The sequence below is a fragment of the Pantoea cypripedii genome, assembly GCF_011395035.1.
In the GTDB taxonomy this organism is placed as follows: domain Bacteria; phylum Pseudomonadota; class Gammaproteobacteria; order Enterobacterales; family Enterobacteriaceae; genus Pantoea; species Pantoea cypripedii_A.
In genome coordinates this window covers 3,287,842-3,313,910 of the sequence record NZ_CP024768.1, presented here as the reverse complement: position 1 = coordinate 3,313,910, position 26,069 = coordinate 3,287,842, and the positions used below count along the sequence as shown (strand labels likewise).

The following is a 26,069-nucleotide window of genomic DNA, read 5'->3' as shown; positions in this document are numbered from 1 at the left end:
CGATTTATTGCTATAGGATTATCGGTATTAGTTGTTTACCTCATCGTTAAGATCATGCCTGAAAGACCAAATCAGTAACGATGATGATGCTGTCAGGTAAGAAATAACTCGTGATATCCATGTTGCCGCAATAAACGCCTGATGAACTTCATCAGGCGTTTTGCTTTCTGGCTTAGTGTGCACCCCCGCCACCACCGCCCGCGCCGAAAGGCGGACGCGCGAACCAGATCAACACCAGCAGAATGATAAACACCCCGGCTGAGGCCCAGAAAATCTCGTTGGCGGAGATAATCAGGCCCTGATTGGTGATCTGCTGCGCGATATAAGCGGAAGCTTGCTGGTGGGTCATACCGAGGCTTTCCAGCTGATCGTACATCTGCTGCGAATTGGCGTTATACGGATTGACCGACTCCGACAAATAGCTGTGATGCATCGATTCACGATCGGTCCACATGGTGGTGGTGATCGACGTACCGATGGAACCCGCCAGCGTACGCACGAAGTTGGACAAACTGGACGCTGCTGCCATACGTTCCGGCGGCAGGCCCGACAACGTGATGGTGGTCAGCGGCATAAAGAAACATGCCACCGCGAAGCCCTGAATAAACTGCGGCCACGCCGATGCACCAAAATCCATCCCCGGCTCAAATGTATAGGCGCGCCAGTAAAAACAGACGGCATACATAATAAAGCTGAAGGTCACCAGACGGCGCATATCCAGCTTATGGGCAAAGCGACCAATAATCGGCGACAGGATCACCGGAATCACCCCGACCGGTGCCGAGGCCAAACCAGCCCAGGTGGCGGTGTAGCCGTATACCTCCTGCAATAGCTGCGGCAACAACACGATCGAGCCGAAGTAGAGCATGTAAGCGAGGCTAATCGACAAACAACCGATGGTGAAATTACGCGATTTAAATAGCGAAAGATCGACTATCGGATGGTCATCGGTGAGTTCCCACACCAGTAGCACCAACAGGGAGACCACGGCGACGACCGTCAGCACGATAATCTCCGTCGAGCTGAACCAATCCAGCTCCTTGCCACGGTCCAGCATCACCTGCAGACAGCCAATACCCACCACCAGCAGCACCAGACCGACCATATCGATCGGTCGTACTGCGGTTGCAGTTTCGCGGCCACGCAGGGTTTGCAGCGTCAGCATCACCACCACCACGCCAATCGGCACGTTGATGAAGAAGATCCAGCCCCAGTGATAGTTATCGCTAATCCAGCCACCAAGAATCGGTCCACAGATCGGCGCGACGATCACCGTCATCGCCCATAGCGATAGCGCCACGCTGCGTTTTGCCGGTGGATAGTTGTTCAACAGCAGGCTCTGTGACAGCGGAATCAACGGACCCGCCACCACCCCCTGGATGATACGGAAGAAAATCAGCATCGACAGACTTTCTGACATACCACATGCCCAGGAGGCGAGGGCGAACAAAATGGTCGCCCAGGTAAACAGCTTCACTTCACCAACACGTTTTGCCAGCCAGCCAGTGATCGGAATCGAGATGGCGTTTGCCACCCCGAAAGAGGTGATCACCCAGGTGCCCTGCGAGTTCGAGGCACCAAGGTTACCGGCAATGGTCGGAATCGCCACGTTGGCGATAGTCGAGTCGAGCACCTGCATGAACGTCGCCAGCGACAGGGCGATGGTCATCAGGACTAACGGCGCGCCTTCAAGCGGTTTTTGTGCCATAACAGCCTCCCGCGTTATCAGCCGGCGTTGGCACGAACGATGTCAGTGATCATCTGGTTAACCGGTGTCAGGTCGATTGCCAGCGCATTGCTTTCATAAGCGGCCTGAGCGCGAACACTGCTGGCCAGGGCTGCGCCCTCTTTATTCGAGGTATCCACTTTCACCAGGGTTGACAGACCGATACGCAGCGGATGATCCGCCACTTCTTTCGCATCCAACTCGATACGAACCGGCAGACGCTGAACCACTTTGATCCAGTTACCGGTGGCGTTCTGGGCAGGCAGCAGTGAGAAGGCGCTACCGGTACCCATATCGAGGCCGACCACTTTACCCTGATACACCACATCATCACCGTAGATGTCACTGACCACTGTCGCTGGCTGACCAATGCGAACTTCTGCCAGCTGCGTTTCTTTGAAGTTAGCGTCCACCCACAAATTGGTGGCCGGAACGACGGCCAGCAATGGCGTGCTGGTGGTGATTTGTGAACCTACCTGCACACTACGACGGGAGATATAACCATCCATCGGGCTGCGGATATCGGTACGTTGCAGCGCCAGCCAGGCATCGCGCAGTTCAGCGGACGCCTGTTTCACAGCGGGCTGGTTTTCCAGCGAGGTGTTGAGAATCATCGCCTGGTTGGCGTTGTACTGCTGCACCGCCACGTCAAGCTGTGCTTTGGCGGTTGCCACAGCATCGCGGGCGTGCTGCAACTCTTCACGGCCAATCAGGTTAGCGGCACCTAACGGTTCACGGCGTTTCAGATCCGCCTCAGCCTGTTCCAGCGCAGTTTGCTGCAACTTAATGCTGGCCTGATCCTGCTTGCCAGTGATCATTAACTGATGCGTCTGACGAACGCTGGTGGCCAGCGCTGTCTGGGCTTTCTCGAATGCCTGTTCGGCATCGGTTTTATCAAGCGATACCAGCACATCCCCTTTTTTTACGAAGTCGGTATCATCGAACCAGACTTTATTAACACTGCCGGAAACCTGCGCCATCACCTGCACCTGGTTACCGGAGACATAAGCATCATCGGTTTCCTGAAAATGCCGCAGCACCACCCACCAGTAAGCCAGATACGCCACACCAATTAATACAAACACGATTGCCAGCAGGATCAGCACACCTTTGCGCTTCTTCTTTTTATTTGCTGGCTGTTGCGGGCTTTGGGCTTCCGCTGTCGCACTCATTTGATTCTCCACGTTTTCCATTTTTTCGGGATGTGCTGATCCATCAACACGGGGTCCCGAGTCGAAAAAAGCCAGCGTTTAACACGCTGGCCGGATAAAAGGGGATTAAAATATCGGTTTCGACAGGTGATTGTGTCGCACTTCTTGCTATTAGCGCGACAGAGAGGCGATGAGCTGGTCTTCGTCCATTTTGTCGAGGCGGTTAAGCAGCTTACGGGTAATGGCTTCCAGCTGTCCCTGCTCGTCTGTGGAGAGGGATGACCAGAGATATTGCAGGCTCTGGTGCTGCGGTGGCAGCAGCTGGCGTAAGAATTCGTTACCTTTTTCTGTCAGGTGCAGATGCAGACAACGGCGATCGTTATCGCTTTCACGACGCTCAATCCAGCCGCGTTTTTCCAGTTCGTCAGCAATACGCGTGGCGTTGGTACGGGAAGAACCCAGCGCGGAACTCAGTTCTGAAGGCTGGATGCTCTGGTTTTCCTGCGCGTCCAGGGTGATCAGCGCCATGAATAAGGTTTCGTTAATTCCCTGCGCCTTTAACATTTTGTTGCGATTATCCAGCAGTTTGCCCTGCATGTGCATGCACAGACGCGTCAGGATGATTTCCTGCAGTGGAAAATCTTTGTGGCGAGTAGCACGGATGTTTAGCATCTGCTCAATGGGAGTAAACGAACTTTCCATTCTAAAAAAACCTCACTAGTTGCAACTGGTATAGTAATGATGGTGACAGATTAAGCGTAGTCATAATTCCCGCGAGTGATTGTTAGCAGGATCACACTGTCAACACCAGGCGATTCGAGGCCGCTCCCTGACCCCGGGCACATGGCCCGATCCTGAGGCTGCTGATGCGCAGACAAAGGATGCTATCAATTCGCCTCGCGAAATCTTTTTACTGTTGAATAATTTCGCGAGAAAAAATAACCCTGATGAATAACTCTCTGGCTAACCATAACAAACCCAATCATTGATGAACAGTATTGCTCATCGATTTGGTCCGGTCTTTACGTTTTCTAAACACTTTCGAAACGCGCATTGCGCCACCAAATCAATAGGTTAATTAAGGTGAACAGCACACCAGCCCCACAAACGCCATACCAGCCCGCATGATGAAATGCGTTTGCTGAGATAATGGAGCCCAGTGCGCCGCCAATAAAATAACTGGTCATATAACCGGCATTGAGGCGATTACGTGCCTCTGGCTTGTGGCGATAAATGACGCTTTGGTTAGTGATATGCACCGCCTGAACGGCTAAATCGAGCAGCAGGATACCGATAATTAGCGCCAGCAAATGCTGCGCACCCAGGGCCGTCACCAGCCAGGCCACCAGCATAATCAGCAGTCCGGCGCTGGTGGTGAGTTTGGCTTTGCCTTTATCGGCCAGCCCACCGGCCTGACGTGCCGCCAGCGCGCCAGCCGCACCGACCAGCCCCAGCAGGCCGATTTCACCTTCATTAAAGCCATAGGGTTGGGCAGAGAGCAGAAAGGCCATCGAGGTCCAGAGCATGCTGAAATTGGCGAAGCTGAGGCAGCCGGTTAGCGCGCGGGTACGGATCACCCGATTTCCCGCATACAGGCTGAAGATGGAGCGCAGCAGCTGCGGATAATTCAGCGGCACATGCTGTTTATAGCGTGGCAGAAAGCGCCACAGCGCCAGCGCCATCAGGATCATCAATACGCTGGCAGTCCAGTAGACGCAGCGCCAGCCGCCAAGCTGTGCCAGTGCCCCTGCGGCGGTACGTGCCAGCAGGATACCCAGCAGTAAACCACTCATCACCGTCCCGACCACTTTGCCGCGTTTTTCTGGCGCAGCCAGGGTGGCGGCAAGCGGCACCAGCATCTGCGCCACCACAGAAAATAGCCCGGTGACAACGGTGCCCAATAGCATGATTGGCAGAGAAGGGGAGAGTGCGGTGATCATCATGCCACCGGCAGCCAGCAGGCTCATTGACACAATCAGGCTGCGGCGTTCCAGCATATCCCCCAATGGCACCAACAGCAGCAGGCCACAGGCATAACCCAGTTGGGCGGTGGTGACGATAAAACCGGCGAGGCTGACGGAGAGATTAAACTGGTGGGCGATGGTATCCAGCAGCGGCTGTACATAATAGTTGCTGGCGACGGCAAGGCCAGTCGCGACCGACATCAGCGCGACCAGGGCAGAATTAAGGCCCTGATGGGAAGCATTCATAGCGGGATGAGCAGGCAAATAATCATAATAGGGTAATAGTAACCCAAAAAACTATTTCATTGTTGTGTTAATTAACAGGACGTACCAGTACGTTATAGCGTCCGAATCGATTGGGGAGCAGAATCACCCTGGAGATGATTCTGCTCCCGTGTAGCGGCGCGATTTATCGCGCGGATTTTTCCGGTTGCGAGCAAGGAATTGCGCGATGAATCGCGCCGCTACGGCCTGCAACAGTTATTTCGCGGCAGCCAGTGCGTCCTGCACCCACTTATCGAACTCAGCCTGATGGCCTTTAATCCAGCCATCGACGTGGCGGTTGATATCATCTTCCGAAGACTGCCCGCTATGCATGGCGGCGTTTTCCGCATTGATATCGGCGATCGGCAGTTTCATCTCAGCAAACAGTTTCGCCGCAGCCGGGTTTTTCTCGGCCCAGGCTTTGTTAGCAACGATATGCATGGTGTTCACCGGGAAGCCATAGTTGGCACCGTTGGCCAGTTTGGTATCGACATTTTTCTGCTCGCCCGGCAGTGATGAGAACGGCACCTGCAGCCACACCACATCTTTACCCGGCTTCAATACGTCGCTCACCCAATACGGAGTCCAGGTGTAGTACAGAATCGGTTTACCCTGCTTAAAGCGGGTGATGGTATCGGCGATCATCGCTGAGTAGTTACCCTGGTTATGCTCCACGGTATTGCTCAGGCCATAGGCGTTGATCTGGTGATTAATCACCGCTTCGCAGCCCCAGCCCGGCGTACATCCGGTCAGGTCGGCTTTACCGTCACCATTGGTATCGAACAGCTTCGCAATCTTCGGATCTTTTAACTGGGCAAAGTTGTTGATGTGATATTTTTCTGCGGTCTTTTTGTCGATCAGGTAGCCCTGCGCCGCGCCGGTCACATAAGTACCTTCACGGTAGAACTTCTGGTCGCCACCGGCGGCTTTGTACATATCATCGTGCAGCGGCTGCCAGTTCACGGCGGTGAAGGTGGCATCACCTTCGGCAATCGTGGTATAGCCAACGTTGTAGTCGACCTCGCTGGGCTTATCGACGGTGTAGCCCAGTTTTTCCAGTGCGCGGCTCACCAGCAGCGTCTGGAAGGTTTCTTCTGAGATGGTGCTCTGCACCGGCTTAACGGTAATGCCTTTACCCGGCAGGTCGGCGGCGGACACGTGCGTCACGGCGAACGTCGTCAGGACGGCAGCGAATAGAGATGTCTTGCGCATAGTCATTCCTTATTTTACGTGTTGCGTCGGAGACGGGCGGCCACAACGTGCCGCCCAAATGAATTATTTGTTTTTACTGAAAGGGCGCATCAGCAGGCCGACAGGGCCGGTGCTGTACCAGTGGCGATTGCCACGGCTGCGGCTGTCGCGTCCGACTGACTGGGTCAGACGGTCGAGAATAATGGCGAGGATCACGATACCGACACCGCCGACAGTGGCGAGGCCCATATCGAGACGACCGATACCACGCAGCACCATCTGGCCAAGGCCGCCGACGGCAATCATCGAGGCGATCACCACCATCGACAGCGCCAGCATCAGCGTCTGGTTAACCCCAGCCATAATGGTCGGCATCGCCAGCGGCAGCTGCACTTTGAACAACATCTGACGCGGGCTGGCACCAAAGGACTCACTGGCTTCAATCAGATCAGCCGGGACTTGTTTGATCCCCAGAATGGTCAGACGCACAATCGGCGGCAGCGCAAAGATAATGGTCACCACTACGCCAGGCACGTTACCAATACCGAACAACATCACAATCGGCACCAGATAGACGAAGGCCGGGGTGGTTTGCATCGCATCAAGCAGCGGACGGATGATACGGGCAGCACGTTCGCTGCGTGCCAGCCAGATGCCAAGCGGCAAACCAATAATGATGCAGAACAACAGCGCTGTGAGCACCAGCGCCAGCGTCACCATTGCCTGTGACCAGGCACCAATCGCGCCAATCAACACCAGCGAAATCAGGGTCGCGATCCCCATCGCCGGGCTGGCGATCTGCCAGGCAATCAACGCGAACACGATAATTGCCACCGGAGCCGGCATGCCCAGCAGCAGTTGCTGGAAGGCACTGAGGATGTAATCCACCGGTACGCGGATGCCCTGGAACACCGGACGGAAGTGGTTCACCACCCAGTCGATACCCTCAGTCACCCAGCTGTCGAGAGGGATCATGGTCTTATGGAACGGGTCCATGATATTGAAATGTTCTGGCTGCGGAGCTGGTGCACTGCTGAGCCAGTCGCTGCTGCTCGCTGCACTGCTGGCCGCGTCATGACCACCGCTGCTGGCAGCGGCAGCACCGCTATCGGCGGGCGTGCTGCTGGCACCGGTTGACCAGGGATCGCTGCTGCTGGCCGCCGCGCTGTTATCAGGGGTAGCAGTCTGGCTGGTGCTATCCCACGGATTGCTGTTTTGTTCACTCATTCTCAGGCTCCTTCACGATCTAAAGCGCGCAGCAGCGTGCTTTTCGAAATAACACCAACGTATTGATTTTCTTCACCCACCACCGGCACGGCACAAGGTGCCTGAGCCACATGGGAGAGCAAATCATTCAGTGAGGTGTCCGCAGGAACCGCAGCAATGTCCAGCAGTGCGCTGTCCAGCCCATCACCCGCCGCTAACGCCGCTTTAAGCGAGTCGGTCGAGACCACGCCAATAAATTTCTGTTTTTCCAGCACATAGCCAAAATCGCGATCTTCATCCTGCAACAGCTTGATGGCGGAACGCGGACCAAGCCCGGCCGCTTTACGGATCAGTGCTCCGGCGCTGCGACGCGCAATATCTTTGGCACTAAATACATGGCTGATATCGACGCCACGGAAGAAGGTACGGACATAATCGTTCGCAGGATTATTCAGGATTTCATCCGGTGTACCGACCTGCACCACTTCGCCGCCCTGCATAATGGCAATACGATCGCCAATACGCATCGCTTCATCGAGATCGTGGGAAATAAAAACAATGGTACGCTGATGTTTTGCCTGCAATTTCACCAGCTCATCCTGCATCTCAGTACGAATAAGCGGATCGAGTGCCGAGAAGGCTTCATCCATCAACAATATATCGGGATTGATTGCCAGTGCGCGTGCTAATCCAACACGCTGACGCATACCACCGGAAAGTTCATCCGGGTACGCATGGGCATAATTTTCCAGTCCCACCTGACGCAATGCTTCCAGCGCTTTTTCCTGCCGCTCCTGCAATGCGACGCCCGCTAATTCCATGCCGAAGGCGGTATTATTTAATACCGTCATATGTGGCATCAGGGCAAATGACTGAAATACCATGCTGATCTTATTTCTGCGCACTTCGCGCAGTTCAGCTTCCGATATTTGCGCAATATCGACACCGTCAATAATCACCTGGCCGCGTGTCGGCTCGATCAGACGATTGAGAAGGCGAACCATGGTGGACTTACCTGAACCTGAAAGCCCCATGATGACGAAGATCTCGCCTTCTTCAATGGCCAGACTGGCATTCTTAACGCCGAGAGAGAGTCCGGTTTTCGCCAGGATTGCCTCTTTACCCTCACCGTTTTCAATATGTTTAAATGCCCTTTCCGGGTGATCACCAAATATCTTATATAAATTCTTTACTTCGAGTTTAATTGCCATGCAGTAATTAAATTCCTGGTTAATTGATGTTTCGCTATTTCTTGTTGTGGCCCTGATTAAAATTAAGCGGCCTATACCGTAACATAATGAGAATATCTGACAACCCTTGTGGCCGATATTCGGCGCGCGCTGCCGGATGAAATGCCGCGCAATTCCAGTGCTCACAAGGGATGAGGGAGGATCAATTTTTTCGTAATTTTTTGCCGAATTTATGCCATCTGGACGGAAATAATTGGCTGAACGGTGATAAATCACGCTTTAGCTGGCGATATATGGACCATTTGAATGACGATAAAATGACAAAAGAATGAAGTTATAAAGGGAAAATAACGGGGGAATAACCAACAGCAGCAAAAGGAAATATCGGGCTGAGGCCAGCCCGATATGAAAGGATTAAAAGTTCCAGTCTTCGTCTTCGGTTTCGACCGCTTTACCCATCACATAGGAGGAGCCAGAACCTGAGAAGAAATCGTGGTTTTCATCGGCATTTGGCGACAGTGCAGACAGAATCGCAGGGTTAACCGTGGTCAGCTCCGCCGGGAATAACGCTTCATAACCGAGATTCATCAGCGCCTTATTGGCGTTGTAGTGCAGGAAGGTTTTCACCTCTTCCGCCCAGCCAACATCGGCATACAGCGCTTCGGTATAAATCACTTCGTTTTCGTACAAGGCCAGCAGCAGCTCGATGGCGAATTGCTGCAACTCTTCACGGCGCGCATCATCCACATTTTCCAGGGCTTTCTGATACTTATAACCGATGTAATAACCGTGGACCGCTTCGTCGCGGATGATCAGACGAATCAAATCGGCGGTATTGGTCAGCTTACCGCGGCTTGACCAATACATTGGCAACCAGAAGCCGGAGTAGAACAGGAACGATTCGAGGAACACGCTGGCAATCTTCTTCTTCAGCGGATCGTCAGCACGATAATGTTCCAGCACAATCTTCGCTTTGTTTTGTAGCGCTTCGTTCTCTTCACTCCAGCGATAGGCGGCATCAACATCCGCCGTGTTGCACAGGGTGGAAAAAATCGAGCTGTAGGAGCGGGCATGCACCGCTTCCATAAAGCTGACGTTGGATAGCACCGCCTCTTCATGTGGCGTCAGCGCATCTTCCATCAGCCCTGGCGCGCCAATCACGTTTTGAATGGTGTCGAGCAGCGTCAGGCCGGTAAACACGCGAATGGTCAGCTGCTGCTGCTGTTTATCCAGCGTCTGCCAGGCGGGCAGATCGTTAGATAACGGCACTTTTTCCGGTAGCCAGAAGTTGCTGGTCAGGCGGTTCCACACCTCAAGGTCTTTCTCGTCCTGAATGCGGTTCCAGTTAATCGCTTGAATTTGATTTAATCGCATAGTTTTCATCACAGGGCGCAGGAAACGCAGCCCTGCACCTCAGTGCCTTGAAGCGCCATCTGGCGCAGTCGAATGTAATAAAGCGTTTTGATGCCTTTCTTCCACGCATAAATCTGCGCTTTGTTGATATCGCGCGTGGTGACGTCATCGCGGAAAAACAGCGTCAGCGACAGTCCCTGATCAACATGCTGTGTGGCTTCAGCGTAGGTATCGATAATCGCTTCCGGGCCGATCTGGTACGCATCCTGATAGAAATCCAGATTGTCGTTGGTCATAAACGGTGCCGGATAATAAACGCGGCCGGTTTTACCTTCTTTGCGGATCTCAATACGCGACACAATCGGATGAATACTGGAGGTGGCGTGGTTGATATACGAGATGGAACCGGTTGGCGGGATCGCCTGCAGGTTCTGGTTATACAAACCGTGCGCCATCACGGCAGCACGCAGGGCCTGCCAGTCGGCCTGAGTCGGCAACGCGATACCGGCATCCGCAAACAGCTGTGCCACGCGTGTGGTACGTGGCTGCCAGGCGCGTTCAGTGTATTTGTCGAAGTAGCGGCCGCTGGCATAGGTTGACTGCGCAAAGCCATCGAAACATTGTTTACGCTCCTGCGCCAGCAGGTTGGAAGTGCGGACCGCGTGATAGGTGACGCAGTAAAAATAGAGATTGGTGAAATCCAGCGCCTCTTCCGAGCCATAGGCCATCCCTTCACGCGCCAGATAGCCGTGCAGGTTCATCTGACCAAGACCCACGGCGTGTGAACGGCGGTTACCTTCCGCCACCGACGGCACTGAATTTATCTCACTCATATCGGATACGGCGGTCAGCGCGCGCACCGCCACTTCCACCGTTTGCGCCAGATTGCGTGAATCCATGGCGTGGGCGATGTTAAGTGAGCCGAGGTTACAGGAAATATCTTTGCCAACGCGGCGATAGCTAAGATCGTCGTGGTACTCGCTGGCGCTATTGACCTGCAAAATTTCCGAACACAGGTTGCTCATATTGATGCGACCGGCAATCGGGTTGCTGCGGTTCACGCTGTCCTCATACATGATGTAGGGATAGCCAGATTCGAACTGAATTTCCGCCAGCGTCTGGAAGAAATCGCGTGGCTGAATAAAGGTCTTGCGGATGCGATCGTCGGCCAGCATTTCATCGTAATGATCGCTGATGCTGATATCACCGAAGGCTTTGCCATAAATGCGTTCCACATCGTAAGGCGAAAACAGCGCCATCTCGCGATTCTCTTTCGCCAGACGGAAAGTGATATCGGGGATCACCACGCCGAGCGACAGCGTTTTGATACGGATCTTCTCGTCGGCGTTTTCGCGTTTGGTATCGAGGAAACGCAGGATATCCGGGTGATGGGCGTTCAGCCATACCGCGCCTGCACCCTGACGTGCACCCAGCTGATTGGCGTAAGAAAACGCATCCTCCAGCATTTTCATCACCGGGATCACCCCGGAAGACTGGTTTTCGATGCGCTTAATCGGTGCGCCGGATTCACGCAGGTTTGACAGCAGGAAGGCCACGCCGCCGCCACGTTTGGACAGCTGCAACGCCGAGTTCACCGCGCGACCAATCGATTCCATATTGTCTTCGATACGCAGCAGGAAGCAGGAGACCAGCTCACCGCGCTGCTGTTTACCGCAGTTAAGGAAGGTGGGGGTTGCCGGCTGGAAGCGGCCACTGAGCATCTCTGCCAGCAGTTCACGCGCCAGCTGCTCATTGCCACGCGCCAGCGTCAGCGCCACCATACAGGCGCGTTGCTCAAAGGTTTCCAGATAGCGTTTGCCGTCGAAGGTTTTCAGCGTGTAGCTGGTGTAGAACTTCCACGCACCAAGGAAAGTATGGAAACGGAAACCCCAGGCATCGGCTTCATCATGCAGCTGGCACAGGAAGTTGAAGTCGTACTGATTCAACACCGCCGCTTCGTAGTAGCCTTCGGCCACCAGATAGCGCAGACGTTCCGCCGCTGAGGCGAAGGGCACGGTGTTCGGCTGAACGTGTTGCAGGAAAAATTGCTGCGTGGCTTCGTGATCTTTGTCGAACTGGATGCGGCCATCGGCGTCATACAGGTTTAGCATCGCGTTCAGGGCGTGGTAATCAAGCCCGGTGCCGTTGAGGGTGTCTGTCGTTGCCAAAATTGGGTTACTCCCGCTTTTACATTAGCGATATCGTCGGGGGTTCCCATCAACTCAAAGCGGTAGAGATAGGGAACCTGACATTTCTGCGCAATGATGTCGCCTGCCAGGCAGAACCCTGCACCAAAGTTGCGGTTACCGGCAGCAATCACCCCGCGGATACCGCGTCGGTTAGCTTCATCATTGAGGAACTGGATCACTTGTCCGGGCACCGCACCCCGCGCGCTGCCGCCGCCATAGCTCGGCACCACCAGGATATAGGGGTGATCAATATGCAGCTGCTGCGTGCTATCAACGGGGATGCGTTGTGCAGGCAGGCCCAGACGGGTGATGAATCGGTGCGTGTTCTCCGACTGGCTGGAAAAATACACCAGTGGAAACATCGCCTTATCCCCCGACAGCTGCGAGCTGGCGCAGGCTGGCGATTTTATCGGGACGGAAACCACTCCAGTGGTCATCCTGAGTCATGACCACCGGCACCTGGCGATAGCCGAGGGATTTCAGGTTGTCGATGGCTTCAGGTTGTGAGTCGAGGTTAATCAGCTGGTAATCGATGCCATTACGGTCCATGGCATTTTTTGTGGCGTTGCACTGGACACAGTTGTTCTTAGTGTAAATAATAATGCGCATGATTCGTATTTCCCTCTGGTTGTGGTCAGGATGCGAGATACGAAGCAAAAATCCTTCTGCTGCGAGCCTCATCCTTGCTGACATTTGGTAGCGAGTTGATGAAGTAAATACTAGATGTAGTGGTTGAGATGGTCAAGCCTACCAGATATAGGGTTTTTGAATTTCTGACCTCAGATTTCGCCTAAGGCCAGGGATCATGCACCTTCCCGGCCTGAAAATAATTTTGTAAAAGGTCAGGGCGCGGCATTTAAGGCAAATTCAGGCGGGAAATTGAACAATGACCGGACCGTAGCGGCGTGATTTATGGACACAAAAAAGCCCCGCAGGATGCGAGGCTCTCTGAAGGGGTGTGACGGTTAGCGGCGTGACACCAGCAGCGCCCCAATCACCAGACCAACGGCGGCACCGATGCCGACACCGTGCCAGGGTTTATCATGCACATAAGCATCGACCTGATAGCTCGCATCGCGTGCAGCCTGCGAAACCCGATTGTTGCCATTCAGTTTTGCACGCGTTTGTTTCAGCAGCGACTGAGCTTTACTGCGTGCGCTTTCCACCTCGTCTTTGGCTTCGCTGCCGTAAGATCTCAGTAACGCTTCCAGCGAATCTGCCAGCTCGTTCACATCCTGATTAATATCAATGTCATCGTTTTTACTGGTTCGATTAAACATTTTTCGCTCCCTTTGATTTAAAACGTAATACTTAGTGTAGACGAGTCATCATCAAACGCAGGTTTTCACCTGGCTTTATGGAAAATTCCGAAAGCCTTGTGCCACACGGCTGTTGTAAGGTTGCGAGGCTAGAGAAGAGAGGAGCAAGCATGTATTTACGACCGGATGAGGTAGCACGCGTACTGGAGAAAGCAGGGTTCGAAATGGATACCCTCACGCCCAAAATCTATGGCTATCGTCGTGGCGACAACTACGTTTACGTCAACCGTGAAGCACGTATGGGGCGCACGGCACTGATTATTCACCCCACGCTGAAAGAGAAAAGTCTGAACTTTGCTGAACCGGCATCAGAAATGAAAACCTGCGATCATTACACGCAATTTCCTCTCTATCTGGCGGGCGATACTCAGGAGCATTACGGTATTCCCCACGGCTTTAGCTCACGCATCGCGCTGGAGCGTTATTTACAGGGCGTCTTCGGCGGCTGAGGTTGCGCCCCGCCTGTGCGGGGCCGTGGCCACCTGATAAAATCCTTACCTTTTGCCACGTTGCATTTTCGCGTGCTGGCGCGTATAACCCTGTGTCCATGTAGATGTTTAGACGTCCATATGGATAAAAATAATGCAAACCGAGCAAAACCCTTCGCAGGAAAATTTTAAGCGCACCATGAAAGTGCGGCATCTGGTGATGCTGTCGCTGGGGGGCGTCATCGGCACTGGCCTGTTCTTTAATACCGGTTACATCATCTCAACCACCGGTGCCGCCGGTACGCTGCTGGCCTATCTGATTGGTGCGCTGGTGGTGTGGCTGGTGATGGTGTGTCTCGGTGAGCTGGCGGTGGCGATGCCGGAAACCGGTGCTTTCCATGTCTATGCTGCGCGTTATCTCAGCCCAGCCACCGGTTATACCGTCGCCTGGCTCTACTGGCTGACCTGGACGGTAGCGCTGGGTTCCAGCCTGACTGCCGCCGGATTTTGCATGCAGTACTGGTTCCCGACCATCCCGGTTTGGGTGTGGTGTCTGGTGTTCTGTATCGCCATCTACCTGCTGAATATCGTCTCGACCCGCTTCTTTGCCGAAGGGGAATTCTGGTTCTCGATTATCAAGGTCATCACCATCGTCGCCTTTATTATTCTTGGTGCAGGGGCGATGTTTGGCTTTATCCCGATGAAGGACGGCAGTGCTGCGCCCGGCCTGCATAACCTTACCGCATCGGGTTGGTTGCCGCATGGCACCCTGCCCATTCTGATGACGATGGTGGCAGTTAACTTCGCCTTCTCGGGTACGGAATTGATTGGCATCGCTGCCGGGGAAACCGAACAGCCGCAAAAAGCCCTGCCGCTGGCGATCCGTACCACGGTGGCGCGTCTGATCATCTTCTTTATCGGCACGGTACTGGTGCTGGCGGCGCTGATCCCGATGGATCAGGCCGGGATCGTGAAAAGTCCGTTTGTGCTGGTGTTTGAGAAGATCGGTATTCCCTGGGCGGCTGATATCTTCAACTTCGTGATTCTCACGGCGATTCTGTCGGCGGCGAACTCTGGCTTGTATGCGTCGGGGCGTATGCTGTGGTCGCTGGCTAATGAGAACACCCTGCCGCGCTGTTTTGCCCGGGTGAATCGTCGCGGCATTCCGGTGCTGGCGATTACCCTCAGTATGATTGGCGGCCTGCTGGCACTGTTCTCCAGCGTGATTGCACCGGATACGGTATTTGTCGCGCTGTCCGCCATCTCCGGCTTTGCCGTGGTGGCTGTCTGGCTCAGCATCTGCGCTTCACATTATATGTTCCGTCGCCGCCATCTCCAGCAGGGGGGATCGTTGCAGGATCTGGTGTATCGCGCGCCGCTCTATCCGCTGACGCCGATCCTCGGTTTCCTGCTGTGTCTGCTTGCCTGTGTCGGGCTGGCTTTCGATCCGTCACAACGGATTGCGCTGTGGTGCGGGATTCCGTTTGTTCTCTTCTGTTATGCCGCATACCATGTCACGCAACGACGTAAATCATCTTTGCAGGCTGAGGAGGCCAACGATGTGGCGTAACCCGGTAGCGCAGGCGCTATCCCAAACCGACACCCTGATCCTTGATGGTGCGCTGGCAACCGAACTGGAAGCGCGTGGCTGTAATCTTGCCGATGCGCTGTGGTCGGCAAAGGTGCTGATGGAAAATCCTGAACTGATCTATCAGGTACATTACGATTATTTTGCTGCCGGCGCCCATTGCGCCATTACCGCCAGCTACCAGGCGACTCCGCAGGGTTTCGCCCAGCGTGGACTGGATGAGGCGCAGGCGCTGGAACTGATCCGTCTGAGTGTTGCGCTGGCTAAACGCGCGCGTGATGATTATCGCGCTGCGTCGGGTAGCGCCGCACCGCTGCTGGTGGCTGGGTCGGTCGGTCCGTATGGCGCGTTTCTTGCCAATGGGGCTGAATACCGTGGCGATTATGCGTTGCCTGAAGATGAGATGAAGACGTTTCATCGTCCACGCATCGCGGCCCTGCTGGAGGCTGGCGTGGATTTGCTGGCCTGCGAAACGCTGCCGTCCTTTGCGGAAGCCAGGGCGCTGATCAGCCTGCTGGCGGAGTTCCCGGACAGCAGTGCCTGGTTCTCTTTCACGCTACGCGATGCACAGCATATCAGTGATGGTACGCCGCTCAGTGAAGTTGCGGCACTGCTCAGTGCGGCCCCGCAGGTGGTGGCACTGGGGATCAACTGCGTGGCACTGGAGAGCGTCACCCCGGCGCTGCGTACCTTGCAGGCATTGTGCGCTAAGCCGTTGCTGGTGTACCCCAACTCCGGTGAACAGTACGATGCCAGCAGCAAAACCTGGCACTCAGCCCCCTCAGGCTGCACGCTGCACGATAAATTCCCGGAGTGGCAGCAGGCCGGTGCGCGCCTGATTGGCGGCTGCTGTCGCACCACACCGCAGGATATCGCGGCGATTGCCGCCTGTTGTCAACCGCAATAAAGCGCAGAAAAGCGCCATTGATAGCGCGATTGAGGCGAGTGAAAAGGGCGGAAGGGCAGTTTAGACTGTTCCTTCTGACCCTGAAGCGGACCTGCTATGAACCTGCGACACCTCCTTCCTGCCTGCGCGCTGCTGTTAAGCGGCTGTGCGACCTTTGTTGGCACCCAAACGCAATCGGTAAGAATTGACTCCGTACCGCAGGGCGCGCGTTTCACCGTGCAGGATGAGACCGGTCATGCCGTGGCGCAGGGCTTTACCCCCCAGACTGTCGAACTGGCAAAATCTACTGGCAGCTATTTCGGCAAGAAACATTATCTGGTGATGCTGGAGAACCCGGGCTATGTACCGGTGACGATGCCCATCGAAGGCAGCGCTAACCTGTGGTATCTGCTGGGGAACATTCCGCTGCTCGGTTTCCCCGGCTGGCTGCTGGTCGATCCGTTCAACGGCGGCATGTATGACCTGAAGCCCGGGCACCCCAAAGCGTTTCTCAATCGGGTGGGCGCGCGCGGATAAAACCGCCGCGCCGCTACTGCGCGGTTGGCTTCACCATCGCCCCTGGCGTTTTATGCTGTGTCAGATATTGATGCTGAAAAATGCACATGCGAATGGTGTTACGGTAGGCACCGTTAATGAAAAACTCGTGTTTCATCACCCCTTCCACTTCAAAACCCAGCTTGGTGTAGATGTGGATGGCTTTTTCATTCTCCTGATCGACAATCAGATAGAGCTTGTAGAGATTCAGCACCGAAAAGCCATAGTCCATGGCTAACTTTGCCGCCTGTGAGGCCAGTCCTTTCCCCTGATGGGCCGGATCGATAATGATCTGAAACTCAGCGCGACGATGTACGTGATTAATCTCGACCAGCTCCACCAGCCCGGTTTTCTGTCCATCATGCTCAACCACGAAACGACGTTCGGTCTGATCATGAATATGTTTGTTATACAGGTCCGAAAGCTCGACAAAGGCTTCATACGGCTCCTCGAACCAATAACGCATCACGCTGGCGTTATTATCTAACTGATGCACAAAGTGCAGGTCTTCCCGCTCCAGCGGACGCAATTTGACTGTCATACGGCATTCCTTCTTCAACTAAGATGTGCTGAGTATAACCGCACCAAAGTGGTTATTGCGCCCCCTGGCTTGCTCCGCGACGGTGCAACGCATTTTCAGATCATCCCGTGCGCCACCGCACAGACTCGATCTGCTTTCTGGCACAGCCATTGCTTTGCTTGTATAGATAAGCCTATACAACTGTAGTTTTTCATCACCTTTGACAGGAGTGGAAGATGGGTAAGCCAGTGCAACATGCAGTTCGTGCGTTAACCGTAGCTGTGGTGTTAGGGGCTGCGCTCAGCGCGCAGGCGGCAGACACTAAGGTGGCGATTGGTATCTCCGGCTGGACCGGATTTGCCCCGCTGACGCTGGCGGATAAAGCCGGTATCTTCAAAAAGCATGGTCTTGATGTCGATGTCAAAATGATCCCGCAAAGCAGCCGTCATCTGGCGGTGGCCTCTGGCACCATTCAATGTGCGGCGACCACCGTAGAAACTTATATTTCGTGGAATGCGGCCGGTGTACCGATCAAGCAAATCGTCCAGCTGGATAAATCCTACGGCGCTGATGGTCTGGCGACCCGCAGCGATATCACCAGCATCAAAGATCTGAAAGGCAAAACCATCGCCGTCGATGCACCGGGGACTTCGCCTTACTTTGCGCTGGCCTGGATGCTGGATAAAAACGGTTTGACGATGAAAGATGTCAAGCTGGCGACGATGGCCCCGCAGGCGGCGGCGCAGTCGTTTGTGGCCGGGCAAAACGATGCGGCCATGACCTACGAACCTTACCTGTCAGTGATTCGTAACCAGCCGAAAGCGGGCAAAATCCTCGCCACCACGCTGGATTACCCAATGGTAATGGATACGCTCGGTTGTACCCCAACCTTCCTGAAAGAGCACCCACAGGCGGCGAAAGCGCTGGTGGCCAGCTACTACGATGCGCTGGAGATGATCAAACAGCAGCCGGATAAATCCAACGAAATCATGGGGGCAGCGGTGAAATCCACCGGCAAAGAGTTTGCCGAATCCGCCAGCTACCTGCGCTGGGCCGGTCCTGAAGAGAACAAAAAATTCTTTAGCGGTGAAATCGAAACCTTTAGTGATGAAGCGGGCAAACTGCTGCTGCGCGCGGGCGTGATCAAAAAAATGCCGGACGTGAAGAGCCTGTACGACGCCAGCTTCGTGCAGTAATCAGGGAGACAGGAGATGGAGATGAGTAAAAGCCAACCCGTAACGCCGCCCGAGGCGCTGCCGGATGCACCACGGCGCTGGCATAATCCATTGATGGTGCCGTTAAAAGCAATCTCAGCCCGGCTGCGTATTGGCCTTGGTGTGGCATTCTTTGTGCTGTTCGTCGCAGTGTGGGCGCTGGTGACCTTCAGTGGCATGGTATCACCAACCTTCCTTGCCGATCCCATCACCATGCTGCAACAGGGCGTGTCGCTATTCACCGAATATAACTTTTCGCTGGATATTGGCATGACGGTGATGCGCGTGCTGGCTGGATTCCTGCTGGCGGCCCTGATCGGGGTGCCACTGGGCATCATGATGGGCGCGTACAAAATGTGGGAAGCCTTTCTCGAACCCTTCGTCTCCTTCTGCCGTTACCTGCCGGCATCGGCCTTTGTGCCGCTGCTGATCCTGTGGGCCGGTATTGGTGAAATGCAGAAAATCCTCGTCATCTTTATCGGCTCCTTTTTCCAGATTGTGTTGATGGTGGCGGTAACCGTCAGCAGCGCGCGACGAGATCTGGTGGAGGCAGCCTATACGCTGGGCTGTAGCAACCGTTCGATTGTGCGCCGGGTCTTGATCCCGGGGGCCGCACCTGGCATTGCTGAGTTGCTGCGCCTGGTGCTGGGCTGGGCATGGACCTATGTGATCGTCGCCGAACTGATCGGTTCGGAAAGCGGTATCGGCCATATGATTGTCGACAGCCAGGCGCTGCTGAATACCGGGCAAATTATCTTTGGCATCATCGTGATTGGTTGTATCGGACTGGTGTCCGATTATCTGTTCAAAGTCGCCAACCGGCGCTTGTTTGCATGGAGTAACCTGTGATGAAACACAGCAAGCTGAACGTGCGCGGGGTGGAACGCGTATTTACCGGGCCGAAAGGCGAACAAACGCTGGCGTTGCAGCCGATTCATTACCAGGTGGAGGAGAATGATTTCATCACCATTCTTGGCCCCTCCGGCTGTGGCAAATCGACGTTGCTGCGCATTATTGCCGGGCTGGATACCCCGACGCGCGGGGAAATCTGGCTTGATGGACAACCGGTCGAGGGTCCCGGTGCCGACCGGGGCATGGTGTTCCAGAGCTACACGTTGTTCCCGTGGTTGACGGTGGAAGAGAACATCCGCTTTGGCCTGCGTGAGCGTGGCCTGAGTACTGCGCAGCAAAAGGAGCGCAGTGATTATTATATCCAGCAGGTGGGGTTGCGCGGCTTTGCTCAGCACTATCCACGTCAACTGTCAGGCGGGATGCAGCAGCGCACTGCCATCGCGCGTGCGCTGGCGAATGATCCGAAAGTGCTGCTGATGGATGAGCCTTTTGGTGCGCTGGATAATCAGACGCGCGTGATGATGCAGGAGCTGTTGCTGTCGGTGTGGGAACAGTCGCGCAAGACGGTGCTGTTCGTGACGCACGACATCGACGAAGCGATTTTTATGGCAAACAAGGTGGCGATCTTCAGCGCCCGGCCTGGCCGCATCAAACAGGAAGTGGCGGTGAATTTTAACAGTGGTCGTGATTACACCATTAAAACCTCACCGGAGTTTATGACGCTGAAGGCGGAGATTACCGAGTCGATCCGCAGCGAAACGCTGCAAACCATGACGCATTAACCTGAAATGCGCGATAAATCGCGCCGCTACAAAAGTGTGCCTGACCCGTAGCGGCGCGATTTATCGCGCGGTTTTCAACTCACGCGCTCAGTTGCTCAACGATCCTTCCCTGTGCCATACGCACCGCGCGATCGCACATATGATCGATCACGTCAGGATCGTGGCTGACCAGCACCATCGTTAATCCATCATCACGCTTCAGATCGTTCAGCAGGTTGAGGATCTCCGCCTGCACCGACATATCCAGCGCCGATGTTGGCTCATCCAGCAGCAGGATCTTTGGTTGCAGCAGCAGGGCGCGCACAATCGCCACGCGCTGACGCTGGCCGCCGGAGAGCTGATGCGGGTAGCGATCCGCCAGTGCGGGATCGAGGCCCACATGGCGAAAACCGTCATTGATGCGATCGTCGATATGGTCCTGTTTCAGCATTTTCAGCGGCTCGGCGAGGGTGCGACGCAGGCGGTGACGCGGATGCAACGAAGCGTAGGGATCCTGAAACACCATCTGCACATCACGCCGTAGCTGGCCGGTAAAGGGCTTGCCCGGTTGCACCGTGGTGCCCGCCAGCGCCATGCTGCCGGACCAGTGCGGATTGAGTCCGGCCATTACCCACAGCAGCGACGATTTACCGCAGCCGGAGGGGCCAACCAGGCCAAAACACTCGCCAGCCCTGACGTTAAGGGTGACGTCATGCACCACGGTGCGCAGTTCGTAGCCCTGTTTATGGGACACGCTCAGGTTGGATAACTCAATCATGGTTCTGCTCCAGGGTGGCACGATCCAGCACCGGCAGTGCTGCGCCGTGGGTGGCTTTGCTCGGGCGACAGGCCCACAGCGTGCGGGTGTACGGATGGCTGGCGTTGGACAGTTCCGCCGCAGGTAAGGTATCCAGCAGACGACCTTTATACATCACCATTACCCGTTCGCAATGTTCCGACACCTGTTGCAGATCGTGGCTGATCAGCAGCAGGCCCATGTTGCGTTGTTCCACCAGACGACGAATCAGTGCCAGTACCTGATCGCGCATCGCATGATCGAGAGCCGAAGTGGGTTCATCGGCGATCAGCAGCTCGGGATCGGTGATCAAGGCAATCGCCAGCATCACACGCTGACCCATTCCGCCGGAAAGCTGATGCGGATATCGCTTCATCAGCTGGCGGGGATCCGGCAGGCCGACGGCATCAAGCATTTCGCACACTTTCTCTTTGCGCTCGGCGCGGCTCAGACGATGGTGCAGCACCAGCGGCTCTTCCACTTGCCAGCCAATGGTACGCGTTGGGTTGAGGGCGTATTTCGGGTCCTGCATCACCATCGCCACCTTGCTGCCGCGCAGACGACTCCAGTCGCGTTCGCGCATCTGCAATGCATCTTCACCCACCACTTGCAGGCGATCCGCGTGCAAATGCAGTGACGGTGACAGCAGCCCCATCAGGGTGCGGGCGGTGAGGGATTTGCCTGACCCTGACTCGCCCACCAGCGCCACACGTTCGCGACCGAGCTGAAAGTGGATGTTATCAACCAGCAGCGCATCGTCGCTGCGAATCACCAGCCCCTGGGCATCAATTAACAGATCATTTGGCATGGCGGGTATCCAGTTGGTCACGCAGGCCATCACCTGCCAGGTTAAACGCCAGGCTGGCGAACAGAATGGCGGCACCGGGGGCCGCAGCCACCCACCATTGGTCAAAAATCACTTTGCTGCCTTCCGCCACCATCGATCCCCATTCGGCGGTTGGCGGTTGCACGCCCATGCCGAGGAAGCCGAGGCCGGCAGCGGAAAGAATAATGCCACCGAGGCTCAATGCCGCGCGCACCACGGCGGTAGGCAGGCAGAGCGGCAGAATATGGCCGAACATCAGGCGCAGGCCGGTGATACCCTGCATCCGCGCCGCGGCGAGGTAATCACTGCGACGCAGCGCCAGTGTCTCGGCACGCGCCTGGCGGGCGAACGGTGGCCAGCTGGTGAGGGCCAGCGCCAGCGCGCCGTTCATCAGGCCTGGGCCGAGCATGGCCACAAACGCCAGCGCGATGACCAGATTGGGCAGCGAGAGAAAAATGTCGGTAATACGCATCAGCACACGCTCGGTCCAGCCGCCAACATAACCGGCGGTGATGCCGACCAGCAGACCTACCGGGATGGTCAGCACCAGAATCAGCGCCACTAACAGCAGCGTTGGGCGCGTACCATAAATCACGCGAGACAGCAGGTCACGACCAAAGCCATCGGTGCCAAACCAGTGGGTTGCCGAAGGCGGCAGCAGGCGCATGCTGATGGTTTGCACATTCGGATCAAAGGGGGACAGCAGCGGCGCAAATATCGCCATCACCAGCAGAATCACCACCAGAGTTAAACCGATGCTGAGGGAGGTGATGCGGCGACGGCTGCGACGCGGGCGCAGTGTTTCCAGTTCGGAGAGTTGTTGAGTCATCGGGTTCTCGGATCGGTTAACCAGGTCAGGGCATCGGCCACCGCGTTAAGCAGAATAAAGCAGCTGCCAATCAGCAGGGTCGCGCCGAGAATCGCCGGAACATCGGCGGAGAACAGCGCGTTAGTCATGTAGCGACCCACGCCGGGCCAGGCAAAAACGGTTTCCGTCAGCACCGAACCTTCCAGCAGGGTGGCCCAGGAGAGGGCGATAACGGTAATCAGCGTGCCGAGCACGTTAGGAAAGATATGACGCAGTAAAATACGCGTGCGGCCAGCACCTTTGGCGCGAGCCAGAATGACATACTCTTTGCTGCTCTCCTCCAGCAATGCGGCACGCAGCAGGCGTGTAATTCCGGCCATCGCCAGCATGCCGAGAATCACCACCGGCAGCCAGATATGGGCGATAGCATTACGGAACATCTCAGGGTCCCCGGACAGCCAGCTATCAATCAGCACAAAACCGGTTTTCGGCTCCAGCGTATAAATCCAGATATCATCCAGCTGGCCCGGTCCGGCGGACCAGTGCAGCACGGCGTAAAACAACAGCAGACCCAGCAGACCCAGCCAGAATACCGGCACGGAATAGCCGAGCAGCGAAATAAAACGCGCCACGTTATCGATGATGCTGCCTGGTTTCCAGGCCGCCAGCAGCGCCAGCGCCACACCGAATACCGCCGCAAAAATGATCGAACAGGTGGCCAGCTCAATGGTCGCCGGGAAGGTGCGCATCAGGTCGGCACTCACCGGTTGATTGGTCAGATGGGACAGGCCGAGATCACCGTGTGCCAGATGGCTGATATAACGCCAGAACTGCACCAGAACCGGTTGATCGAGACCGAGATCGTGACGCACCTGCGCATAGGTGGCTTCGCTGGCGTGATCGCCTGCGATCTGCTGCACCGGATCAACCGGTGACAGGTGCGACAGCATAAAGGTAAAGGCCAGCAGGCCGAGCAGCGTCACCAGGAGCGACAGCAGGCTGGTGACGATTCGGCTGGTGCGTTGCCAGAGTGGCCGGGCGAACCCGGCCTGTGGGGCTGACGCCGCCATTACTTAGTGACCTGTGAGTAATACACCATGTCCGGGTTGATACCCTGAACATAGCCTTGCAGGTTGTCGCGAAGCGCAATCAGGTTACGCGCCTGCAGGCCGATCACATAAGGTGAGTTCTTCAGCACTTCACGCTGCATCGCCTGGTACATTTCCACACGCTTGTTGCTGTCGCTCTCGGCGGTAGCGGCCAGCGTTTGCTTGCTCAGCTCCGGGATGTGCCAGTCGGAGCGGTAAGCGATGGTTTTGCTGCCATCTTCCGGGTTGTAAGCAAAGGAGGCGGCGTTGGTGTTGGGATCGAAGTAGTCAGCACCCCAGGCATTCAGCGTCGCCTGATACTGGTGCGCTTTAACCTTGGTAGAAACTTCGGAACTGAGTCCCGGCTGTACTTCAACCTTCACGCCACCTTTAGCAAAGCTACCCTGCAACGCCTGGGCGATGTCGAGGTACGGCGGCTGATTGCTGGTGGAGAGGGTAAAGCTGACGTTGGTCAGACCGGCCTTCTTCAGGATGGCTTTGGCTTTTTCCGGATCGTAGCTGTACGGCGTATCGTTCAGCGCACCGAGGAAACCTTTTGGCAGGAAGGTCTGATGCACTTCGAACTGGCCTTTCAGCAGGTCGTTGGCGATGCCTTTATAGTCGAACAGGTAACGCGCCGCTTCCCACAATGCCGGATTTTTCAGCACCGGATCGGCACCGACGTTGAACTGGATATAGTAAAGCGAGGCCATTGGGATGGCTTCAGTTTTCACGCCCGCTTTGCCTTTGAGCGCCGCGATTTGGTCAGCGCCGAGGTTACGTGCGATATCCACATCACCCTGTTCCAGCAACAGACGGCGTGCCGCTGGCTCCGGTACGTTTTTGATCAGGACGTTTTTCAGCTTCGGTGCGCCAGCCGGAGAAGTGGGGTTAGCCGTCAGCAGCACCACTTCGTGTAACACCACTTTACGGATCTGATAAGGGCCGCTGCCTGCCGAATGGGTGCCAAGCCAGGCGTGACCGAAGTCGCCATTGGTCGCGTTCGCCTGCGCGGTTTTCTCATCAACGATTGAGGAGACGGGCGCAGACAGCAGGCTCAGTACATAGGCCGGGCTAACGTTGGCGCTCCAGCTGATCTGGACATGATTGTCGTCGATCTTTTTCAGGAAGCTATCAACGTTGTCTTTATTCCAGCCGAGCTGGGTAAGGATAAAGGAAGGATCGAGGTTCAGCTTCACCACGCGGCCCAGTGAGAAGATGACATCTTCCGGACGCAGCGGATTGCCACTGGCGAATTTGGCATCTTTACGCAGTGCAAACGTCAGGCTGCGGTTGTCGCTGCCCGGCTGCCATGAGGTTGCCAGAGTGGGCTTCAGATCGGTCGGATTTTGCGGATCGGACTGGACCAGGCGCTGATAAATGTTGGTAAATGCCTGCACTGTCGTCAGTTCAAAGCCTTGGGCTGGGTCAAAACTATCGGCATCGTCGGTGGATTGGGCAATCACCAGCGTATCTTTCGGCGTCGCGGCATCAACTGAGAACGCGGCTACCATCGATAACGCCAGCAGGGAGGGGATTATTTTTTTCATGAGAATTCCTTGCCTTAAAAAAGTAACGCGAGTTTACGAAAGCGTTGTAATGAATAATAGTCAATTATCAGATATCTATATGCCTGATAGTTCTAAGGCTAACCTTATGGTTATAAGGCGGTAAACACGGAGTGAACAGATTTGCGAAAACTTAACATCCGCTCAGGTGCGGAACGACTAACGCGAGGCATCTTACAACGGATTTTAAACGGAAATTGATGGCTGAATAATTAACTTTACAATACAGGCTTCAGGAATATAATGGCCGCAACTTCAAACAGGAGAATTCAGTTGGACAGTCACCCTTATTTAACACAATACAAGGCAAGCTGACGCACGAATTCTTTTGTTGCTGCTTGCCGGAACCGGCGGGTAGCAATCCTCTCTCTTTTCTGATGATTGTTCCCAGGCTTTGAATGTAGTACGAGCGAATGCTCGGGGGATAACATCATGCACATGATTTTACACGCACTTTTCCCTCCACCTCGGTGCGCACACTGACCTTCAGTGTGCTGGCTTTTCCTGCGAATCTGGCGACAGAACGCGGGCATCGACATCGTTGAATATTCATTAATTACTGCCTCAGTCAGCGGGATGATTTATTTCGTCTCCTCGTGTGCAGGCATGGATATTTCCTGTGTGTC

General features: G+C 55.3%; 25 protein-coding genes. 7 read left to right on the top strand and 18 right to left on the bottom strand.

The window, feature by feature from the left end; all coding sequences use genetic code 11:
- Nucleotides 1–172: 172 nt before the first annotated feature.
- From emrB to CUN67_RS15430, 12 genes are all read right to left on the bottom strand, one after another.
- Nucleotides 173–1,708, bottom strand: coding sequence for a multidrug efflux MFS transporter permease subunit EmrB (emrB, locus tag CUN67_RS15485; RefSeq protein ID WP_208716213.1), 1,536 nt, complete (start codon nucleotides 1,706–1,708; stop codon nucleotides 173–175).
- A gap of 17 nt (nucleotides 1,709–1,725) precedes the next feature.
- Entirely contained in the window at nucleotides 1,726–2,898 is a 1,173-nt protein-coding gene (gene emrA, locus CUN67_RS15480) for a multidrug efflux MFS transporter periplasmic adaptor subunit EmrA (protein WP_208716212.1), read from the bottom strand.
- Between the two features lie 150 nt (nucleotides 2,899–3,048).
- Nucleotides 3,049–3,579 (bottom strand): transcriptional repressor MprA, encoded by a 531-nt coding sequence (mprA, locus tag CUN67_RS15475; RefSeq protein WP_208716211.1) that lies wholly within the window; start codon nucleotides 3,577–3,579, stop codon nucleotides 3,049–3,051.
- 329 nt (nucleotides 3,580–3,908) lie between these two features.
- Nucleotides 3,909–5,087, bottom strand: coding sequence for an MFS transporter (locus tag CUN67_RS15470; RefSeq protein WP_208716209.1), 1,179 nt, complete (start codon nucleotides 5,085–5,087; stop codon nucleotides 3,909–3,911).
- Nucleotides 5,088–5,321: 234 nt separating this feature from the next.
- A complete protein-coding gene (proX, locus tag CUN67_RS15465) occupies nucleotides 5,322–6,317 on the bottom strand; it encodes a glycine betaine/L-proline ABC transporter substrate-binding protein ProX (RefSeq protein ID WP_208716207.1) in 996 nt (331 codons plus the stop codon).
- A gap of 63 nt (nucleotides 6,318–6,380) precedes the next feature.
- Nucleotides 6,381–7,523, bottom strand: a complete 1,143-nt coding sequence (gene proW, locus CUN67_RS15460; protein WP_208716205.1) for a glycine betaine/L-proline ABC transporter permease ProW — start codon at nucleotides 7,521–7,523, stop codon at nucleotides 6,381–6,383.
- A gap of 2 nt (nucleotides 7,524–7,525) precedes the next feature.
- Complete coding sequence (gene proV, locus CUN67_RS15455) at nucleotides 7,526–8,713, bottom strand: glycine betaine/L-proline ABC transporter ATP-binding protein ProV (protein WP_208716203.1); 1,188 nt, start codon at nucleotides 8,711–8,713, stop codon at nucleotides 7,526–7,528.
- Between the two features lie 393 nt (nucleotides 8,714–9,106).
- Nucleotides 9,107–10,066, bottom strand: a complete 960-nt coding sequence (nrdF, locus tag CUN67_RS15450; RefSeq protein WP_208716201.1) for a class 1b ribonucleoside-diphosphate reductase subunit beta — start codon at nucleotides 10,064–10,066, stop codon at nucleotides 9,107–9,109.
- 8 nt (nucleotides 10,067–10,074) lie between these two features.
- Nucleotides 10,075–12,156: a class 1b ribonucleoside-diphosphate reductase subunit alpha gene (gene nrdE, locus CUN67_RS15445; protein ID WP_254711409.1), complete on the bottom strand. Its 2,082-nt coding sequence runs from the start codon at nucleotides 12,154–12,156 to the stop codon at nucleotides 10,075–10,077.
- A 5-nt stretch (nucleotides 12,157–12,161) separates the two neighbouring features.
- Nucleotides 12,162–12,596, bottom strand: coding sequence for a class Ib ribonucleoside-diphosphate reductase assembly flavoprotein NrdI (gene nrdI, locus CUN67_RS15440; RefSeq protein WP_208716197.1), 435 nt, complete (start codon nucleotides 12,594–12,596; stop codon nucleotides 12,162–12,164).
- 4 nt (nucleotides 12,597–12,600) lie between these two features.
- Nucleotides 12,601–12,843, bottom strand: coding sequence for a redoxin NrdH (locus CUN67_RS15435; RefSeq protein WP_208716195.1), 243 nt, complete (start codon nucleotides 12,841–12,843; stop codon nucleotides 12,601–12,603).
- A 356-nt stretch (nucleotides 12,844–13,199) separates the two neighbouring features.
- The gene (locus CUN67_RS15430) at nucleotides 13,200–13,514 is read right to left on the bottom strand and encodes a DUF883 family protein (protein WP_084876394.1); all 315 of its coding nucleotides are present in this window, start codon (nucleotides 13,512–13,514) and stop codon (nucleotides 13,200–13,202) included.
- A gap of 149 nt (nucleotides 13,515–13,663) precedes the next feature.
- Here CUN67_RS15430 and CUN67_RS15425 point away from each other — a divergent pair, with 149 nt between their 5' ends.
- The 4 genes from CUN67_RS15425 (at nucleotide 13,664) to CUN67_RS15410 (ending at nucleotide 16,992) form a co-directional block, all read left to right on the top strand.
- The gene (locus tag CUN67_RS15425; RefSeq protein WP_084876393.1) at nucleotides 13,664–14,002 is read left to right on the top strand and encodes a DUF2002 family protein; all 339 of its coding nucleotides are present in this window, start codon (nucleotides 13,664–13,666) and stop codon (nucleotides 14,000–14,002) included.
- Nucleotides 14,003–14,135: 133 nt separating this feature from the next.
- On the top strand, nucleotides 14,136–15,551 hold the full coding sequence (mmuP, locus tag CUN67_RS15420) for an S-methylmethionine permease (protein ID WP_208716193.1): 1,416 nt from the start codon (nucleotides 14,136–14,138) through the stop codon (nucleotides 15,549–15,551).
- Nucleotides 15,541–16,476 (top strand): homocysteine S-methyltransferase, encoded by a 936-nt coding sequence (gene mmuM, locus CUN67_RS15415; protein ID WP_208716192.1) that lies wholly within the window; start codon nucleotides 15,541–15,543, stop codon nucleotides 16,474–16,476. Before mmuP ends, mmuM begins: the two co-directional genes overlap by 11 nt.
- Nucleotides 16,477–16,572: 96 nt before the next feature.
- Nucleotides 16,573–16,992: a hypothetical protein gene (locus CUN67_RS15410; protein ID WP_208716190.1), complete on the top strand. Its 420-nt coding sequence runs from the start codon at nucleotides 16,573–16,575 to the stop codon at nucleotides 16,990–16,992.
- 13 nt (nucleotides 16,993–17,005) lie between these two features.
- On the opposite strand, the gene speG is transcribed toward CUN67_RS15410, so the two are convergent.
- Nucleotides 17,006–17,551 (bottom strand): spermidine N1-acetyltransferase, encoded by a 546-nt coding sequence (gene speG, locus CUN67_RS15405; protein ID WP_208716188.1) that lies wholly within the window; start codon nucleotides 17,549–17,551, stop codon nucleotides 17,006–17,008.
- A gap of 215 nt (nucleotides 17,552–17,766) precedes the next feature.
- On the opposite strand from speG, the gene CUN67_RS15400 reads away from it, so the two are divergent.
- Genes CUN67_RS15400 through CUN67_RS15390 form a run of 3 tightly spaced genes read left to right on the top strand, consistent with a single transcriptional unit; the run spans nucleotide 17,767 to nucleotide 20,378 of the window.
- Nucleotides 17,767–18,726: an ABC transporter substrate-binding protein gene (locus tag CUN67_RS15400; RefSeq protein WP_208716186.1), complete on the top strand. Its 960-nt coding sequence runs from the start codon at nucleotides 17,767–17,769 to the stop codon at nucleotides 18,724–18,726.
- A gap of 21 nt (nucleotides 18,727–18,747) precedes the next feature.
- The gene (locus CUN67_RS15395; RefSeq protein ID WP_208716184.1) at nucleotides 18,748–19,593 is read left to right on the top strand and encodes an ABC transporter permease; all 846 of its coding nucleotides are present in this window, start codon (nucleotides 18,748–18,750) and stop codon (nucleotides 19,591–19,593) included.
- Nucleotides 19,593–20,378 carry an ABC transporter ATP-binding protein gene (locus tag CUN67_RS15390; protein WP_208717235.1) on the top strand — a complete coding sequence of 262 codons (786 nt, stop codon included), beginning with the start codon at nucleotides 19,593–19,595 and terminating at the stop codon, nucleotides 20,376–20,378. The genes CUN67_RS15395 and CUN67_RS15390 overlap by 1 nt, the downstream gene beginning before the upstream one ends.
- A gap of 79 nt (nucleotides 20,379–20,457) precedes the next feature.
- On the opposite strand, the gene CUN67_RS15385 is transcribed toward CUN67_RS15390, so the two are convergent.
- The 5 genes from CUN67_RS15385 to CUN67_RS15365 are packed head-to-tail and all read right to left on the bottom strand — an operon-like array spanning nucleotide 20,458 to nucleotide 25,425.
- Entirely contained in the window at nucleotides 20,458–21,135 is a 678-nt protein-coding gene (locus tag CUN67_RS15385) for an ABC transporter ATP-binding protein (RefSeq protein WP_208716182.1), read from the bottom strand.
- Nucleotides 21,128–21,961, bottom strand: coding sequence for an ABC transporter ATP-binding protein (locus tag CUN67_RS15380; RefSeq protein ID WP_208716180.1), 834 nt, complete (start codon nucleotides 21,959–21,961; stop codon nucleotides 21,128–21,130). The genes CUN67_RS15385 and CUN67_RS15380 overlap by 8 nt, the downstream gene beginning before the upstream one ends.
- Nucleotides 21,951–22,808: an ABC transporter permease gene (locus tag CUN67_RS15375; RefSeq protein WP_208716178.1), complete on the bottom strand. Its 858-nt coding sequence runs from the start codon at nucleotides 22,806–22,808 to the stop codon at nucleotides 21,951–21,953. Before CUN67_RS15375 ends, CUN67_RS15380 begins: the two co-directional genes overlap by 11 nt.
- The gene (locus tag CUN67_RS15370; protein WP_084876382.1) at nucleotides 22,805–23,857 is read right to left on the bottom strand and encodes an ABC transporter permease; all 1,053 of its coding nucleotides are present in this window, start codon (nucleotides 23,855–23,857) and stop codon (nucleotides 22,805–22,807) included. Before CUN67_RS15370 ends, CUN67_RS15375 begins: the two co-directional genes overlap by 4 nt.
- A complete protein-coding gene (locus CUN67_RS15365; protein WP_208716177.1) occupies nucleotides 23,857–25,425 on the bottom strand; it encodes an ABC transporter substrate-binding protein in 1,569 nt (522 codons plus the stop codon). The genes CUN67_RS15370 and CUN67_RS15365 overlap by 1 nt, the downstream gene beginning before the upstream one ends.
- Between the last annotated feature and the right edge of the window lie 644 nt (nucleotides 25,426–26,069).